Annotated in this window: 16 protein-coding genes; 4 read left to right on the forward strand and 12 right to left on the reverse strand. The window is 58.6% G+C overall.

What is annotated here, in order from left to right; all coding sequences use genetic code 11:
- The first annotated feature begins 1 nt into the window (after position 1).
- Positions 2-499, forward strand: coding sequence for a sarcosine oxidase subunit gamma (locus tag ACR0LX_RS16165; protein ID WP_480784592.1), 498 nt, complete (start codon positions 2-4; stop codon positions 497-499).
- Between the two features lie 73 nt (positions 500-572).
- Here the strand turns inward: ACR0LX_RS16165 and ACR0LX_RS16170 are convergent, their stop codons facing one another.
- The 7 genes from ACR0LX_RS16170 to ACR0LX_RS16200 are packed head-to-tail and all read right to left on the reverse strand — an operon-like array spanning position 573 to position 8,149.
- Positions 573-1,856, reverse strand: a complete 1,284-nt coding sequence (locus tag ACR0LX_RS16170; protein WP_480784593.1) for an amidase — start codon at positions 1,854-1,856, stop codon at positions 573-575.
- Positions 1,853-3,043, reverse strand: coding sequence for a YlbE family protein (locus ACR0LX_RS16175; RefSeq protein WP_480784594.1), 1,191 nt, complete (start codon positions 3,041-3,043; stop codon positions 1,853-1,855). The genes ACR0LX_RS16170 and ACR0LX_RS16175 overlap by 4 nt, the downstream gene beginning before the upstream one ends.
- On the reverse strand, positions 3,043-3,669 hold the full coding sequence (locus ACR0LX_RS16180) for a hypothetical protein (protein ID WP_480784595.1): 627 nt from the start codon (positions 3,667-3,669) through the stop codon (positions 3,043-3,045). The genes ACR0LX_RS16175 and ACR0LX_RS16180 overlap by 1 nt, the downstream gene beginning before the upstream one ends.
- On the reverse strand, positions 3,669-4,301 hold the full coding sequence (locus ACR0LX_RS16185; RefSeq protein WP_480576006.1) for a hypothetical protein: 633 nt from the start codon (positions 4,299-4,301) through the stop codon (positions 3,669-3,671). The genes ACR0LX_RS16180 and ACR0LX_RS16185 overlap by 1 nt, the downstream gene beginning before the upstream one ends.
- Positions 4,298-5,668: a Rieske 2Fe-2S domain-containing protein gene (locus tag ACR0LX_RS16190; protein ID WP_480784596.1), complete on the reverse strand. Its 1,371-nt coding sequence runs from the start codon at positions 5,666-5,668 to the stop codon at positions 4,298-4,300. Before ACR0LX_RS16190 ends, ACR0LX_RS16185 begins: the two co-directional genes overlap by 4 nt.
- A 24-nt stretch (positions 5,669-5,692) precedes the next feature.
- Positions 5,693-7,153, reverse strand: coding sequence for an aldehyde dehydrogenase (locus ACR0LX_RS16195; protein WP_480784597.1), 1,461 nt, complete (start codon positions 7,151-7,153; stop codon positions 5,693-5,695).
- Between the two features lie 6 nt (positions 7,154-7,159).
- The gene (locus ACR0LX_RS16200) at positions 7,160-8,149 is read right to left on the reverse strand and encodes a succinylglutamate desuccinylase/aspartoacylase family protein (RefSeq protein WP_480784598.1); all 990 of its coding nucleotides are present in this window, start codon (positions 8,147-8,149) and stop codon (positions 7,160-7,162) included.
- Between the two features lie 129 nt (positions 8,150-8,278).
- On the opposite strand from ACR0LX_RS16200, the gene ACR0LX_RS16205 reads away from it, so the two are divergent.
- From ACR0LX_RS16205 to ACR0LX_RS16215, 3 genes are read left to right on the forward strand one after another with little or no spacing between them, the layout of a single operon-like run.
- On the forward strand, positions 8,279-9,373 hold the full coding sequence (locus ACR0LX_RS16205) for a pyridoxal phosphate-dependent aminotransferase (protein WP_480784599.1): 1,095 nt from the start codon (positions 8,279-8,281) through the stop codon (positions 9,371-9,373).
- Positions 9,373-9,921, forward strand: coding sequence for a decarboxylase (locus ACR0LX_RS16210; protein ID WP_480784600.1), 549 nt, complete (start codon positions 9,373-9,375; stop codon positions 9,919-9,921). The genes ACR0LX_RS16205 and ACR0LX_RS16210 overlap by 1 nt, the downstream gene beginning before the upstream one ends.
- A complete protein-coding gene (locus ACR0LX_RS16215) occupies positions 9,918-10,490 on the forward strand; it encodes a thiamine pyrophosphate-dependent enzyme (protein WP_480784601.1) in 573 nt (190 codons plus the stop codon). Before ACR0LX_RS16210 ends, ACR0LX_RS16215 begins: the two co-directional genes overlap by 4 nt.
- Here the strand turns inward: ACR0LX_RS16215 and ACR0LX_RS16220 are convergent.
- The 5 genes from ACR0LX_RS16220 to ACR0LX_RS16240 all read right to left on the reverse strand — a co-directional run bounded on the left by ACR0LX_RS16220 (position 10,477) and on the right by ACR0LX_RS16240 (position 17,204).
- Complete coding sequence (locus ACR0LX_RS16220) at positions 10,477-11,367, reverse strand: LysR substrate-binding domain-containing protein (protein ID WP_480784602.1); 891 nt, start codon at positions 11,365-11,367, stop codon at positions 10,477-10,479. The two genes, ACR0LX_RS16215 and ACR0LX_RS16220, sit on opposite strands and share 14 nt — an antisense overlap.
- A gap of 127 nt (positions 11,368-11,494) precedes the next feature.
- Positions 11,495-12,073 carry a helix-turn-helix domain-containing protein gene (locus ACR0LX_RS16225; RefSeq protein ID WP_480784603.1) on the reverse strand — a complete coding sequence of 193 codons (579 nt, stop codon included), beginning with the start codon at positions 12,071-12,073 and terminating at the stop codon, positions 11,495-11,497.
- A 123-nt stretch (positions 12,074-12,196) separates the two neighbouring features.
- Complete coding sequence (locus tag ACR0LX_RS16230; protein ID WP_480784604.1) at positions 12,197-13,708, reverse strand: malonate--CoA ligase; 1,512 nt, start codon at positions 13,706-13,708, stop codon at positions 12,197-12,199.
- 195 nt (positions 13,709-13,903) lie between these two features.
- The gene (locus tag ACR0LX_RS16235; RefSeq protein WP_480784605.1) at positions 13,904-16,162 is read right to left on the reverse strand and encodes a molybdopterin-dependent oxidoreductase; all 2,259 of its coding nucleotides are present in this window, start codon (positions 16,160-16,162) and stop codon (positions 13,904-13,906) included.
- A 253-nt stretch (positions 16,163-16,415) separates the two neighbouring features.
- Positions 16,416-17,204, reverse strand: coding sequence for a transporter substrate-binding domain-containing protein (locus ACR0LX_RS16240; protein ID WP_480784606.1), 789 nt, complete (start codon positions 17,202-17,204; stop codon positions 16,416-16,418).
- Positions 17,205-17,254: the final 50 nt, after the last annotated feature.

The following is a 17,254-nucleotide window of genomic DNA, read 5'->3' on the forward strand; positions in this document are numbered from 1 at the left end:
GATGAGCTATGACGTCATGTTTCAACGCTGCGGGATGATGGCTCTGTTCGACCTCAAAGGCCTGTCGCAGGGGATTGAGGCCTGGGTTGGCGATGCTTTGCCGGGCTTTCCGGACCGTCCCAACCATCGAACCGAAAAGGATGGCAAAGAGCTGTTCTATATCGGCCGCAATCATTGGATCGTGCGCGCACCGCTTGAGCAGGAAGAGCCGTTGGATGCCGCCCTGAAACCCACAGACTGCCCGGCGGATATCAGCATTGTGCGGGTCTCGGACACGATGACTTTTTTCAAGGTGACCGGCCCGGATGCGGGCGAGATCATGGCAATTGCCTGTCCGTTGGATCTGCACGACGCGGTGTTTGCGCCGGATGCAGTAACCTATACCGAGGTCTTTGGCCTCAAGGCATTGGTGATGCGGTTTCAGGATGGCTTTGAGTTCGCCGTAGAGCAGAGTTTTGCCGATATGGTCGAAGACTATGTGGCAAGGGCCATGGCCTGATCGCAGGATACCACGGGCAGGGCGTCTTCGGACGCGCTGGGCAATCGGCGGGACCGCGTGCTTTTGTGGCAGGTCATTTCGACAGGTGTCGATGAACCCACGTCGCGATGTCCAAAAGGCGGGCATCGCCGCCCTTTCGCCCGATCAGCTGAATGCCCAAAGGCAGGCCTCGCTGGTCAGCTCCGAAGGGCAAGGCGACTGATGGTACTTGCAACAGGTTCCACATCCGAGAATAAAGCGGATCTCCGGTCGCATTTAATCCCAACGGTGCTGGTCCGGGCGCGGACGGAACCAACAGAGCATCCACGTCGCGGAACATTTGATCCAGCATCGCACCTGCGTGATCCCGCAGGTCCAGCGCTGCGCGGTAGTCAATATCGCTGACCGCCAACCCTGCGGTGACGAGGTCATGAAACTGTGGGCTGATGCCGGGAACACCGACAGCGTATTCATGTGCGCGTTGCCGCGCGACCTCGTATCCCATGACAACGATTTGAGCCTGAGTGAGTTGGGAAAAAATCGGCGGGTGGGCGATTTCTCCGGTCTCGGCCCCGGTTGTGGCAAGGGTGGCCAGCGCGCGCGTGCAGGTATCCCGCATCTCAACCGAGCCGTCCTGCCAATACGGGCCGCGCATCAGGCTGATCCGCGGCAATGTATCGTCGAAGGCGGGCGGCGGTGGCAGGTCCGTTCCGCGTAACACCGCGTCGGACAGCGCCAGATCCCTCGGATTGCGGGCCAAAACCCCCAATGTGTCAAGGTTTTCGGACAGGCCCATGACCCCCGTCAGATCATATCGCCCGGTGGTTGGTTTGAACCCGCAGACGCCGCAATACGCCGCAGGCCGGATCAGCGATGCAGCGGTTTGCGATCCAAATGCGAGCGGTGCCATAATGTCGGCCACCGCAGCGGCCGAACCGGATGACGATCCTCCGGGCGTATGCGCGGGGTTGGCCGGGTTGGCGGTCTTGCCTGGGCGAAAATACGCGAATTCTGTGGTGACGGTTTTGCCGATGGGAATTGCACCGGCGTTCAAGAACGCCTGAACACAAGCCGCGTTGCGGTCCGGTTGCCGTTCGGCATACAGGTCGCTGCCCCATCCTGTCGGCATGTCTTCGGTGTCGATGATGTCCTTGATCGCAAACGGCACGCCGTGCAGCGGCCCACCTATGGTGAGATCGTCAGCGGCCTCTGCCCTCTCGATGGCGCGTGTTGCATCGAGAGTCTGGAAAGCCCCGATGACAGGTTCGCGATCCTTGATCCGGTCCAGATGTGCGGCCATCACTTGCGATGGTTTGACCTCGCCCGACCGGATCATCGCTGCAAGCACGTGGGCAGAGCGCTGGTTCAGGGGGGTCATGCTTCAAGCGCTTTCAGCGCCGCAGCGAAAGGGGCAACAGGCATGTCGTAGATGCCACCACCCAACCGCCCGGCCTCGCCCAGACGGTCAAGGATGCCCAGGCCGATCACCGGCCCGGAACCTTGCGCAACTGCACCGCGCGCCGTGCTGCCAAGCTGTACATCCAATGCGCGGAAATAGGGGTGCGCTCCGACCGACAGGCCGGACATACGCGCCTGCGCGTCTGCGGGAAGAAATGACCCCAGACCCTTTTTCTGCTCAGGACTCAGGTCGATAGCCATGGCGCCCAGTCCGAATGCCTCAACCACGGCGCTATCGCCAATTGCGCCGAGGGCGCGGTCCTCTGGCAAGTCCACGTCAAACGCCCCCTTCGGCGGGTTGGCAGGGATCGTGAACCACTGGTTGGCGAGGCCGGAAACCTGAATGCCGACATCGCGACCATTTCCGCCTGCCGCTGTAACGAAGCTGGAATCCTTGATCCCTTCGGCCAGTTTCATCATACATTTGGTGGCTGCCATCCAGAGGTTGAGAAACAGTGAGGGAGAGCTGTCCATGAAGGCCAGCACGTCGTCATCCGATATACCACCGGGCGTACGGTCTTTAAGTTCCGCTATCAGCGCCTGAGCGGCAACTGGTGTACGCCCATGACAGTCATCCCCACCCATCAGTCCGATCACGGCCAACGGAACCAGAGCGATCCCTTCAGCGATTCCCTTCTCCAACACATCCAGAAACCGGGTGTTCAGCCAACGCATATGGTCCAGCACCGCCTCGGACCGCAGACCCAGACGCATTGCAGGTCGGCTGCCCGCGTTGATCGGTGCGTACACCCTGTGCTGTCCGTGCCACGCATCATAGACCGTGTGCAGCGGCATATCAGCAGAGACAACGGCGGCCAGAGGTGTCACTACATCGTGGTCCTGCGCTGGTTGCAGGAGTATCTCGCCAGCGTTGATCATCGCTTCGGCCCGATCAAAATCCTTCGCCAGACCTTGCCAGACCGCGGCAACACAAGCCGAATTCAGGATTGGGGCGGTTATCTGATCCGGGCTGGCAAAGGCCGGCCCGGCATGCAACAGAACGTTTTCGTCCAAACCTAAAGCTTCAGATGTGGTGTTGAAACGGTTCCACACCGGCTGAGTCACCATTGCCCGGTCAAAGGCCAGTTTATCAGCCGGATGCAGCATCACGCATCCTCCGGTGGAACGATCCATGTTTCCGAGAAATACAGGAACGCGCTCGTCGTCTCGTAACCGGCTTGTACACGTTTGCCCAGCTTGCCCGGCAGCGGTCGGCCATTGACGATGATCTGCGCCGAATGCGCAGGTACCAACAACGAGAACATGTTCTGCTCGCCCGAGGCGACCTCATGCGGGGACAGTTCCAGCGCACGGGGCGGTTCGAAGCCTTCCCAGACCAGTTCGATTGTCAGGTTCTCGCCGACGACGGTTTCGGAATAGCGATGGCTCATCGGGTCACCAGAGGTGCGGACAACCCGAGCGCCAATCTCGGGCAGTGTGGCAAAGGCAGGCGCATTGGCGAACGCGGCCAGTTTGCTGATAAAATTTGTTTTCAGAAACGTCGTGAGATCGGGATTGTCGCTGAGAATCACGTTTGGCGCGTATGATGATCCGTCGACCTGATCGGGTGTCCCGTAAAGCAACAGGACCTGACCCTGACCAACCGGCGACCAGGCAACGCGAAAAAACAACGCCATGGCCGAGAAATTGTCATTGTCATCTTTCAGGAGGATACCCGGATTCTCGCCGGTCCAATCGACGGTGCCCGGGGTAATCGGTTCGTTCAAAGGCATTACAGATCCTCCTGCGGGGTCACCCAGGTCTCGGAAAACGCCAGAAAGGCGGTCGACATGGTACGGCCAAAGAACTGACGGCTGGCGACCTGTCCGGGCAGGGGGGTGCCATTGATCACGACTTGTGCCGTTTTGGCCTCGAGAAATACCGAGTACATTTCGTGCGCTTTGGTGGCCGAGTTCTCTTTGGTCACTTCGACTGGTAGTGGCGGTCCCATATCCTGCCAGATCATCTCAACCGTTACGCCCGAGCCGCGCAAAGTTTCGGAATAGCGCGATTTCAGATTGCCGGGACGCTTTTCGACACTGTCGCAATCCAGCCAGGTCATTGCGCCGAGCCCGGCCTTGCCAATGAACGTCGGCATCTTCGTGACCCAGCCATCCACGATCCAGCGCATCATCCGCTGGTTGTCGGTCATGATCAGGTTGGGCACCTGCGGCCAGCCCTGCGCCTGATCCGGGGCACCCAGGATCAGTGCCGCGTTGCCACGTCCGTATGGTGACAGAACCACCCGAAAGAACAGTGCCAGCGTGTCGTAATGATCCTGTGCTGGGTCCTGTTTCAGATAGATGCCGGGGTTTTCACCGGACCAGTCGACCCGACCGGGGTTGTGGGGAATGCGTGTGGTCATGACCAGCTTGCCTCGTAGTTTTTGAGTGCGTCGACGATGAACGCCTTGCGCGCATCGCCCTGAAGGTGGTCGCCGGATTTGTAGATCTCGGCCACCTGGTGCGAGATCTCTTTCAGCACCGCGCCGTCGTCGCGCCCCTCCTGCACCGGAATGCGCAGCATTGTATCGCCCGCATAGGTCGGGATCACCTTGCCAGCGAAACTGTCCGAGGGCTGCGGCGGGCGTTCACCTTTTTGCAGGGCGCGAATGGCGTTACGCAACAGGCGGCGTGCCTTGGCCACACCCCGGTCGGTGAAGCTGAGGTTTTCGCGGGCATGGATGTTCCTTGGCCCCTGACTGACCCACGCATCATAGTCGCCAGGATCGCGCTGGCGCATCTCATAAGGGCGGTCGGGATCCTGACCGTAGAAATCGGTCATCCCGTAACCGACCTTGCTTTTGTCCGTCAGACCCTTTGGATCGTCATTCGCGGCCTCATCCCGAAAGTGCCGCCAGGCGATGACCATGGTATTGGTGTCGTCAATTGGAGTGATCCAGCGCGACAAGCCGCAGCGCCCAAAATAGCGCGGCCCGTCCGGAACCGGGAAATGACCGCCATTCTGTGTGAATGAAGGCAACATGTGGTCGTGTATGCGGACCCAAACGATATCATCGACCCGCCGGACATTTGTGTAGAAATCGCCCGTCTGGCTTTCGTGAAACTCGATCATCGGCATCTCGGCGAACGCGTCGATGAATTGGCTGCGCACGGCCAGAGTGTGCAGATACACCACATGGAACGGATCCCAGGCGTTCTCCATCACTTGCAGCCAGTTGCAGGGCGATTTGATCAGATAGGGCACCAGTTCGTCGCCATTGTCGTCGAACGTGTCCATCACCGGAAAGGGGGGCTGTTCCTCGGCGGGACCCATATAGGCAAAGGCCAAACCTTTGTATTCGATCACCGGATAGGCCCCCAGACAGGCCTTTTTCTTGACCTGAGAGGCGGGCGGTTCGCACGGAGTTTCCAAAATGGTGCCGTCCAGCCCGTATTTCCAACCGTGATAGGAACAGCGAATGCCGCCTTCTTCGACGATACCAAACTCAAGACTCATATTGCGGTGGCAGCAATGCAGATGGGTCAGACCCAGTTTGCCATCTTTCTTTTCGCGAAACAGAACCAGATCCTCGCCCAGTATGCGCAAACGATAGGGTAGGTCGCCGATCTGATCGGTCATCGCCACCGGCATCCAGAACCGACGCAGGTATTCGCCGCAGGGGGTGCCGGGGCCAACCTCGGTCAGTTCAGGGTCAGGACGTTCGTGCCAGACTTTCTGCTGATCGTGACCTCGGAAATTGCCTTTGGGGGCTGAGAAATAATCGTTCATAGCGTCCTCCGCGCGTATCCGTGGTCAGGGAAATGGATCAGGTACCGGAGCTGTGCCGGTCCAGATCGATTTGGTTTGGCAAAAATCCTTAATGGCATTGGGGCCAAGCTCACGCCCATAGCCCGACAGCTTGATCCCCCCGATGGGGCTGGCTGGATCAACGCTGCGATAGTGGTTGATATAGACAGTGCCCGCCGCAATGGCTTCGGCGACGCGCGCGCCTTTGCTGGCATCGGTTGTCCAAACCCCGGCGGCCAGACCATAATCGCTGTCATTGGCCAGTGCGATGGCGTCGTCTTCGGTTTCGAAGCTGGTTACCGCCAGCACTGGTCCAAATACCTCTTGCCGCCAAAGCTGCATCTCGGGCGTAACCCTGTCGAATATGGTCGGGCCGACATAGTACCCGTCGTGTCCCGCGGCGGTTTCCAACCCGTCCAGCAGGCAAACGGCCCCTTCAGCCTTGGCCTGCTTGATCATCGCGGACACTTTGCGCAGATGGGGTTCGTTGGCCAGCGGTGCGATCTGCGTTTCAGGGTCCATAGGATCGCCCAACTTCAATGCACCTGCGCGGTCGATCAGACGCGAGACCAGCGTGTCTTTCAGGCTGGCCTGAACGATCAGCCTGGAACCGGCGACACATGTCTGGCCGTTGGACAAAAAGATACCTGACAAAATCCCATTGACCGCGTTGTCCAGATCGCAATCTGAAAAGACCACCTGCGCCGACTTCCCGCCCAGTTCCAGCACCGTTGGGACGACGCCCGCAGAGGCTGCCTCGGCTACTTTGCGGCCGCCCAGATCCGATCCGGTAAAGGTGACTTTGCGGGTCAATGGGTGCCGTACCAGCGCCTCGCCCACTTCATGCCCCAGCCCGGTCACGACATTCAGCACTCCGGGCGGCAGACCTGCCTCATACACCAGTTGCGCGAATTCCAGCGTCGAGGCCGAGGCCATCTCGGACGGTTTCACCACGACCGTATTGCCCGCCGCCAGTGCCGGGGCCAGTTTCCAGGCCAGGATCATCAGAGGTGAGTTCCAGGGCGTAATGGCGACAACAACGCCATACGGGATGTGGTGGCCGACGCTGCGTACACCGGGGACCGAATTCGCCTGCGCCTCAGGCTCCAGTTTGCGCGCTTGGGCAGCGAAATAGCGGAACCAAATGTGCAGGCCGGAAAACTGGCCCCGCACTTCGGTAATCCGCTTTCCGTTGTCACGGATTTCGGGTGTGACAAGCTGTTCCCAACGGTGTTCCAGCGCATCCGCCACCCGGTCGAGCATGTCTGCTCTCTCATTTGGATCCAACTTCGCCCATGGACCATTGCGAAAGGCGTGATCGGCGTCTTGGATCGCCTGATCGGCGGTATGGTCGTTGCCACGGGCAATTGTACTCCAACCCTGGCCGGTCGCTGGGTCGATACTGGTCAGAGACTCCCCAGCCCAATCCACATACGCGCCCGAGATGAAGGGAGTGTAGTTTCTCATACCATGTCACCGGACACAGTTTGGGCCACCAACGCCAACAGGTCGCCACGTTTGACGATACCCCGGTTGCCATGGGCCAAGATATACCCCGAAGCCGAGAAATTCAGATCCATCGATGGGCGTTCCGGCTGACGCACCGCGTTCGACGTGTTGGCCCGCAGAACAACGCCGGTCAAACAGACCGTCAGCGGGGGCGTAAACCGAATGCGACGGGTCGGTGATTTCAACACATTTCGGCGTTGCTGCTTCGAACTGAACGCCCGACAATATACCCAGATGCCCAAAACACCGTATCAATCCCGCCTCGGTCAGATCGGTGATCTCGGGGTCAAGGCCACCGCCGCCGCCAAGTTCGGCTGCGATCATTGGGGTGTTGGTCCGGGCGGCCGCCGAATTCACGGATCGATTGTCGTTATGCGCCCCCAATACCCAGATCAAAGGCAGCCCAAAGGCGCGCGCAAGATCCATGTTGGCGGCGGTCAGCGCATCGGTCTGCGTGCGGGCGGCCAATGCGCAAGCGGAAAAGACCGAGGCTTTGCCACCAGAATGCAGGTCAATCGCGGCATCGACCCGGGACAGCAGAACAGTTTCAACAAAGTGCGCAAGCATCGCCGTTGGCCCGCCATCGGCGTCTCCGGGAAAGGCCCGGTTCAGATTCTGACCGTCCAGCGGTGACACGCGAGACGCCGCCACGAGGGCGGGTGCGTTTAGGCCCGGGATCAGAATGACCTGCCCCGTCAGCTCCTCTGGGTTCAGGCGCGCGGCGAGACGCATGATGGCGGCTGGACCTTCAAATTCGTCGCCATGTGTGCCCCCAAGGATCAGGATACTTGGCCCCGGGCGACCATTCACACTGATCACCGGTACGGGGTGGTATCCTAGTGGCACCGAATTGTCGGACCATTTCAGCATCAGATCGCCCACGTGCCTGCCTGGCGCATCAAGATCGATGGTCAGGGTCAACCGGCTGGGATGAGGTGAAGCAGTTTGAGTCATTCGTTCTCGTAGGTTGGATGCCTGCTTCATATCATAATTTTTTTGAAAGTGAATTGATAAAATATGGGTGATATGTGATATGAGGGGCGAGAACTCTTGGCCACCCCATGGCCCTGCCGGAGGAATTCAATGGCGCTCAGTCGCGCAAAAGCTGGAATCGACAGGATCAAACCTCATATGGTGGGCGGGCTGTCTAATAACCTGCCGCCGCCGGCAACTTTGCTGAATTCAAACGAAAATGTCTTTGGACCCAGTCCAAACGCGCGTGCAGCCGCGTGTGCTGCCATCAGCACGGTCGAGCGATACATGGAGGATCCGGACAGAATTCTAACCCCGTCCATTGCCAGGCATTTTGGGTTGGATGCGGCGCGGATCACAACCGGGCAGGGGTCGGATGACTTGCTGGCGCGGCTGGCCCGCGCCTATCTGGGACCCGGCACCGAGTTGATCCGCAGTGCCAATGGGTATTTGAAAGTGCCCAACTACGCCTATGCGAACGATGCCGAGGTTGTGTCTGTTGAGGATGATGCTTTCAAGCCGTCAGTGGATCGGATGATCAAAGCGCTAAGCGACCGAACGCGTGTCGTCTATCTTGCCAATCCCGAAAACCCGGCGGGAACCTACCTGAACGGGGCCGAGCTGCGGCGGTTGCACGCGGCGCTGCCTGCGCACGTATTGCTGATCATAGACGCCGCGTACGAAGAATATGTCGACGCCCAGGATTATGAGCCTGCGCACAAGTTGGTTGAGGACTCGGACAATGTGGTTATGTGCCGGACATTCTCGAAAATTTACGGGCTGGCCGGTGCGCGCGTGGGCTGGATGTACGGACCCGAGGATGTGGTCGACAGTGTAAGGCGGATTGGTCTGACGTTCCCCATCTCTGCCCCTTCAGTTGCGGCGGCGGTCGCTGCGTTGGAGGACAAAGCCCATATACAGTCAGTCTATGAAGCCAACGTAATGGGGCGGCGTTGGATTGAGACAGAACTGAAGGCGTTGGGGTTGGACGTTGTGCCAAGCCAGACCAATTTCGTACTGGTCCGCTTTCCGGATCAGGGAAAAACAGCGGAGGCTGCGGATCTGTTTCTGAGGCAGCGGGGCGTGATGGTGCGCCGGTTCGCTTCGCCTGCCTACCGCGACTACATCCGCATCACCATCGGCTACCCGCATGAGATGCGGGCCGCGCGCGACGGGATCGCTGCGTTTCTGGACGGAGCCCTGTGATGGTTGCGTCTCCGCAAGCCCGCGATGATGCTCCGTCGGTCGCGCATCCTTCCGGGGCCGCTATCATCGCGGCGATCAAGGCATCCGCCATCCGAGAAGTTGTGGCGTTGCCGGACATCGTGACCAGCGACGGTCTGCTGTGGCCGATTTCGCGCGATCCCGATTTTCGCCTGACCCGGGTCTGCAAGGAAGACGAAGGCGTCAGCATTTGTGGTGCGATGTCCTATAACGGCACGCGCGCAGTTCTGATGATGCAACAAACCGGTCTGATGGATTCATTGAATGCGATCCGTGCGATCGGTGTCGACTACGAATTGCCAATTGTCATGATGGTTGGCCTGCAAGGGAAGGAACCCCATCTGCTGCCGGATCAGTCGGCCTCGTATGGAGTGCGGATCATCCAGCCGGTTCTGGATGCGATGACCCTGTCGCATTCACTGATTGAAGAGCCGGGGGACGAAGTTCTGATACCACCCGCAGTCGAGGCCGCTTATGCCGCCTCCAGACCTCATATCTTCCTGATTGGCCGATCGCCGGAGGCCTCATGAGCATGTATAGAGATGCGGCTTTGAAGGCGCTGATCCCGCATGTCCTGGACGAAGACATCGTAGTCGCCGTCTATCAAAGCTGTTTCGACTGGTTGGCCCTGAACCCGCGTGATCTGAACTACGTAGCGGTCGGGGCGATGGGACAGGCATCCTCACATGGTCTGGGACTGGCGCTGGCAAATCCCAAGCGGCGTGTGATCGTTCTGGATGGGGATGGCAGCCTGCTGATGAACCTTGGCTCGCTTGTGACGATCGCCAATGCACAGGTCAGCAACCTGTATCATTTTCTGTCGGTCAACAGAGTGTACGAGGTAAACGGATCACATCCTTTGCCCGGTGGCGAAAGGGTCGACTTTGCAGCCATGGCTTGGGCCGCAGGCTATGCCGGGGTGCAGCGATTTGCCGACTTGGATCAGTTTTCGCAAGCACTGCCGCATGTTCTATCGGCAAGCGGCCCACAATTCGTTTCAATGGAGGTGCAGGCCGGAACCGCTTATCCAAGAGACTATGCATATATCCACAGCGCGAAAGCCCGCACTAGCTTTCGTGAAGCGCTTAATCGCGATTGACCTGCCCCTCGACAATCTTCAGGAAAGACTGCCCAACTGCCGAGAGGGGTTTGTTCTTGGACCAGAACAACACTGCCCGAAACGTCAAAGGCGCAGCAAAGGGTAGGGCGATACAGTCGGGCAGAGTTTTGAGGTAATCGAGGCTGGCGCCGACGACAGAAACGCCCAAACCCCGAGCGACCAGACGACACACCGCATCAGTCGTGCGGGTTTCGTACTGCATGTGCCGAGCGATGCCCTTTGCTTCAAAAAACTGATCGATCTCGAACCGGAATCGTGACGACGGCATGTACGAGATGAAATTCTCTCCTTCCAAATCCCGCGCCTGAATGATGGTTCTGCCTGCGAGGTGGTGGCCGCTGGGCAACACGCAGCACACATCACTGTCGCGGATTACCAGGCTTTCGAAGGAAGGATTGGCCGGTTCTGTCGTGGTGATCCCAAAATCGTAATTCTGCGAGACCATCCACTCGACCGCGTCGTCGTTCGGGGCGATTTCCATCCGCGCCATGGCATGTGGACAGGTGTCCACGAAATTTCCGATCAGATCGGGTGCCAGTTGGGAAGAGACCCCCGGGGTGATGACCAGGTTCAGCCGTGCGTGGCCGAATTTTCCGATTGCGGCGGCCGAGTCCTTGATGTGTTCCATGCCGCTCACGGCCTGCCTCACCTCTTCGACCAGCAGCCGGGCTTCATCGGTCGGCACCAATACCCGCCCCGACCGCTGAAACAGTTGAAACCCAACCTCTGCCTCGAAATCCGAGATCAGACGGCTGACAGCAGGCTGCGATATCCCAAGCATTGCGGCTGCTTCGGTGACGGTTCCGGTCGATACCACCGTGCGAAAGGCATCAACCTGTTTGAAAGTGATTTTCATAGGAGGCGGAACCGTCGTTGTTTGCGAAAGGTTTTTCATAGTAAAATAGTATGAAACAGCCCGCAACCGCCTGCAAAGATTATGCTTCGATGATCCATGATGGGAAAGGTCGTGTCGACTTTGCAATCTATTGCGGGCGGGTCGAGACGGTGATGAATTCTATACTTTCGGAGACGATCTCGGAGAAACCATGGGGCAGTTTGGCATCGAAACTCAGGGTATCGCCTGTGGTCATGGAAAAATCTTCGGTGCCGCACCTGTAGATTGCATCGCCCTTGATCATGTACAGGAAGACATATCCTTCGTGCTGGTAGCTGGGCAGAGTTCCCGATTGCGCTTTGGAAATGCTGATCCGGGCGGACTGAAACGAACCGCCCGGCCCACCATGTTTGCCGAGCAGCAGGTAGTCATGTGCGTGCCCTTGTGTGATCCGCCGTGACGCCAACCCCTCGCACGCTTTGACATGATGCACATCTGCCGAAACCTCGGTCTGTGCGAACAATGCCATCAAAGGCACATCCATCGCATCCGCCAAAGCCTGAAGCGTTCCAAGCGAAGGTGAAACGCTGCCGTTTTCTATTCGGCTGATCATCGAGGCCGATACCTGCGCAATTGTCGCCAGTTCGGACAGGGTCAGATTGCGCTCTTGCCGCAATCTTTGCAGAGTCTGCCCGACGTCTTGCTCAATATCTCGATCTTTGATCACAGGTTTCCGTGCCGGTATTGCGGTTGGTCTTCAAAAAGCTGGTCCCCACAGTTGCGTCAATTTCCCGTCCTCCGTCAATCGCGGTCTTGAAGGGGGAACGGCCGTGACGAAAGGAGATGAGCGCTAAACGAACAGAGATTTGTACTGTTCCCGCAGAACGTTCTTTTGCACCTTGCCCATCGTGTTGCGCGGCAGCTCGTCCACCAGGATCAGTCGTCTGGGATGTTTGAACCGGGCCAGTTCCCGCCCGACACTTTCCATAACGCCATCAAGATCGGGGTGTTGTCCGGCCTCGGCGACCAGAATGCCCAGAACGGTCTCGCCAAAATCAGGATGGGGTACGCCGACCACCGCGCTTTCCAGAACGCCGGGCTGGTCGTCCAGCACCAGCTCAACCTCTTTGGGATAGATGTTATAGCCGCCCGAGATCACCAGATCCTTGTTCCGCCCGACGATGTGCAGGTACCCTTCGGCGTCCAGCTTGCCCAGATCACCGGTGATGAACCAGCCATCCTCGCGCAGTTCTTCGGCGGTTTTCTCGGGCATCTGCCAATAGCCTGAGAATACATTCGGTCCGCGCACTTCGATCTGACCGATGTCCCCGTCGGGCAGGGCTTTCCCAGTCTGGGCGTCGGTAATTTTGATTTCGACCCCGGGCAAAGGAAAGCCCACCGTGCCAGCGCGGCGCTCTTTATCATAGGGGTTCGAAGTGTTCATGTTGGTCTCGGTCATGCCATAGCGTTCAAGGATACGATGACCGGTGCGATCTTCGAACTGACGGTGCGTTTCTGCCAGCAGGGGTGCCGAACCCGAGATGAACAGTCGCATGTTCTGCGTCAAATCACGGGTAAAACGCGCGTCACCCAGCAAACGGGTGTAAAATGTCGGAACGCCCATCATCGAGGTGGCAAGCGGAAGCAGCCGGATCATCTCCTCCAGATCGAATTTGGGCAGGAAAATCATGCTGCCGCCCGCTGCAAGCATAACGTTGCAAGCCACGAACAGACCGTGCGTGTGAAAGATCGGAAGCCCGTGCAACAGCACGTCGTCCGAGGTGAAGCGCCATTCCTGCACCAGAGTCTTCGCATTCGAAAGCAGGTTGCGCTGGCTAAGCATCGCACCCTTCGGTCGACCGGTCGTGCCCGATGTGTAGAGGATCGCGGCAAGATCCTCGCCGCTGCGATCGACCGTGGCAAACTCGACAGACAGCGAGGACGCGCGATCCGTCAGGGTGCCACTGCCATCTGCATTTAGCGTCTCGATACACGTATCCAGTGCTGCGGTCGCATCGATGATCTCTTGCTGTCTGCTTTCGTCGCAGATGACCAGTGCCGCACCGCTGTTTTCAAGGAAATAGACCAGTTCGCTGGCTGTATAGGCGGTGTTCAGCGGCAGAAAGACCAGCCCGGCTTGCGCGCAGGCGGCATAGACGGCAAGCGCTTCGACCGATTTCTCTGTCTGCACCGCAACCCGGTCACCGGGCTTCAGCCCCAACTGTACAGTGGCATTTGCGATCCGGGCGGCAATGGCCAGAAAGTCGCGATGCGATACGGCCACGCCAGATGGCAGCTGAATGAATGTTGTGGTTTTTCCGGCGTGAACCCCGAACAGGTCATCGTAAAGTGGATTTGCCATGGTGCTGCCTTTCTGGCGGTAGTTGAGTCTTGGTGCGTTTGTCCGCCACAGCGGAGTGACCCGTTGGCCAGTCAACACCCGACGCACGACTGTAGTTCTACCTGCTCTGCACAGCGGTCGACCACCCAAAATTGGCATCAAAAGCGCGACAGTATTTTCAGTGTAACTTCGCAGCCAACCCCGTGTGACAACGCGTCAGCGGGCCGGGTCAATCCGGGTAACTTGAACCAGCGCCGTATGCGCACTGCATCCCTGTCCAAGGCGTGAGGTACCAACATCCTTGGTCAGCACGTTGGGGTTGCCGTGCGGATCGATATTTTCGCCCGGATCGCCGTACCAGGTCCCGGTGGGAAGCGCGACGACTCCAGCAACGATACCTTCGGAAACCAGCGCTTTTGCGCGACAAGCCCCGCGCGCGTTGTGAACCCGAACCAGATCACCGCTTTTGATGCCGCGCTCGCGGGCATCGTCTGGATGAATAACGATTGTCTCGGGTCGCGCGCCGTCAGCATCGGCCAGAGCGCATTCGAACTGGCTGTGTAGCTTGTCGCCGGGTTGTGGCGACACAAGGTGCAAGGGTGTAGATCGGGTGGCGGTTCCCAGCCATTCCGATGGCGGCAGCCACACCGGATGGCCCGGACAATCGTCATAGCCAAACCCGTCGATTGTGTCCGAAAAGATCTCGATCCTGCCCGAAGGCGTTGGCAGGGGCGATTGATCGGGGTCCTCGCGGAAAGGGGCAAACAACGTGCGGTTGGGCCCTTCGGCCCGGATCGGCAGGCGTACCCAATTCTTGCGTCTGAGCGAGTCCAGATCGGGTACCTCGATGCCCTTGGCAGCGGCCGTGTTCTGGTAGCCGAGATAGAGGTGTTCGATCCATTCCCCGGCGCTGCGACCTTCCGAGAAAGTCTGAGCAATGCCCATCCGTTCGGCCAGCCCCTCAAAGATCGAGTAGTCGTCCCGGGCCTCGCCCTGCGGTGGCACCAGTTGCGGCATGTGAAACAGATAGTCATCCAGACTTGTACGCCCGATATCCTCGCGCTCATACGGGGTGGTGGCGGGAAAGACGATGTCGGCGCGTTTGGTGGTCGCCGTCCACCACGGTTCGTTCACAATGATAGTCTCGGGATACTGCCAGGCTTCGTGCAGCGCGTTCAGATCCTGATGATGATGATAGGGATTCCCACCAGCCCAGTAGACAAGCCGGATATCCGGATAGGGTTCGCGCTTGCCGTTGAAGTCATAGAGATGCCCGGGATTGCGCAGCATGTCGCCAATTCGCGCGACGGGGATCACTTTCTTCACCGGATTGGTCAGTTGAGGCAAGGTCATGCCGCTAAGGCTTGTGAAGGACTTTCCGACCCCGCCAACCGCGCCGTAGCCATAACCGACACCGCCCCCGGGCAAGCCGATCTGCCCCAGCATAGCGGCCAAAACAGCCGACATCCAAAAAGGCTGTTCGCCATGTTCTCCGCGCTGCAAAGACCATGACACGGTGATGAGCGTGCGGGTCGTCGCCATGCGGTTCGCAAGCCTGTGTATCTCTTCGGACGAGACACCGCATAGCGGCGCGGCCCATTCCGGCGATTTTGGCCGTCCGTCGCTGTCCCCCAAAAGATAGGGGAGAAAGCGGTCAAAACCGGTGGTGTAACGGCCCAGAAAATCCCGGTCGGTCAGGCCTTTGAGTTCCAGCACATAGGCGAGGGCCAGCATAAGCGCCGTATCCGACGCAGGACGCGTCGGAAGCCACTGACACCCGTCAGGTGAATCGGTTCGTTGCGGCGCGACATTGATACAGCGCATGCCTTTCGCCAGAAATCTGTCAAACCAGTTCGCGGTTTCGTGCTGGGTTATGCCGCCCATGCTGACTTGAGAGTTCTTGGGGTTGATCCCGCCGAACATCACAAGTGTTTCTGTGTGATCGTAGATGGTTTGCCAGCTGTCCTGATGTTCGTAGTTGAGCGTCAGGAAATTCACTCCGAACACATGTGGCATGATCGATTGGGCGCACCCCGTCGAGTAGCTGCCAAAGGACGCAACATAGCCGCCTGCGGCGTTGAGAAAGCGATGGACCTGGCTTTGGGCGTGATGAAAACGGCCTGCGGAACCCCAACCGTAGGACCCGCCGAAAATCGCCTGATTGCCATGGGTCTGGCGCACGCGGTCAATCTCATTCGCTGCGATATCCAGCGCTTCGTCCCAGGGAAGTTCGACAAAGTCGTCTCGGCCTCGCCCGTTACGGCTGCGCTGTTCCAGCCAGCCAAGCCGGATTGCCGGGCGCGTAACCCGTGTCCGGTGATGCACCGCCTCTGGAAGAACGTTGGGAATGCCTGTTGGCGAAGGGTCATGAGCAAAAGGCCGCGTGGCGACAATTCGGTCGCCTTCGACATCCACCTCAAACGCCCCCCAATGGCTTGAAGTTACCTTTGTCTGTCTGTGGGAATCTTTGGCCATGTATTTGTTGCCGGTCATTTGTCAGTTCTCGATCGATCAGAAAAATAGGTCAAATTGACCGAGTTAAAAACCAAAATCGCGCGGCGCGCCGAGTTACGAGTTTCACGGCTCGGCGACATGTGCGCCGGCAGCGGCGACGGGTTGCGTTGGCTCGAATAACTGAGGATTGCGACTGGGCGACTTTACAATAATGGTGGCGCAGCCAGCCAGGTAGGCGGACAGGCGCGCGGAGCGCGCGCCTGAATTTGGCGCTTTAGTTCAGGCCCCAACGGGCGGCGACTTCGTCAAAGAACCCCTGCGACTTTTTCAGTTTGATCCAGTTGTTCACATAGTTGATCCAGACCTGATCACGCTGTGGCACGATCATCGCGATTGGTGTCTTGGCGCGTGGTGCCTCGACAGGGATCTGGCGTACATTCGGGAATTTCGCGATCAGGGTCGAACCTTCGATGTTCGAGGTTACAAAGACATCTGCACGGCCCGAAAGGACCTCTTGATGGCCAAGAGCCGGGGCCTCGACAATCTTGATATCTGCATCTGGGAACCAGGCTTTGACCTGCCGTTCGAACGTTGTCCCCAGGGTGGCGGCAACGGCCACTTCGGGCTTGTTGATTGAATCCCAGCCGTCGAAACGGTCGATCTTGTCCGCTGTGGTGAACGGAAGGATTTCAACGCCGATATAGCTTTCTGAGAAACCAGCTGCCTTCATCCGCGCCGGGCTGATCGATGCCGAGCCCGTAAGGTGGTAGTTGCCGGCCACAACCCCGTTTACAAGCGTTTTCCAGTCGGTGGGCACCAGTTCAAGCTCGACGTCGAGATCGGCGGCAAGTTGTTTCATCACGTCGATATCGTAGCCTTCGAATGTGTTCGTGGCCGGGTTTCTGAGTGACATCGGGTTCCAGTCACCCGTGGTCCCGACCTTGAGCGTGCCGGTTTCCAGAATTTCAATCAGCGCCGATTGCCCTGCATCCTGGGCCGCGACCGATGACCCAACAAGGGCCATGAAAGTTGCTGCCAGCCCATTTTTGATAAGTTTTTTCATACTACACTCCTTGTTGTTGATCGCGGCATTGTTGACTGATTGATAGATTA

The organism is Ruegeria sp. CH11, assembly GCF_056537105.1.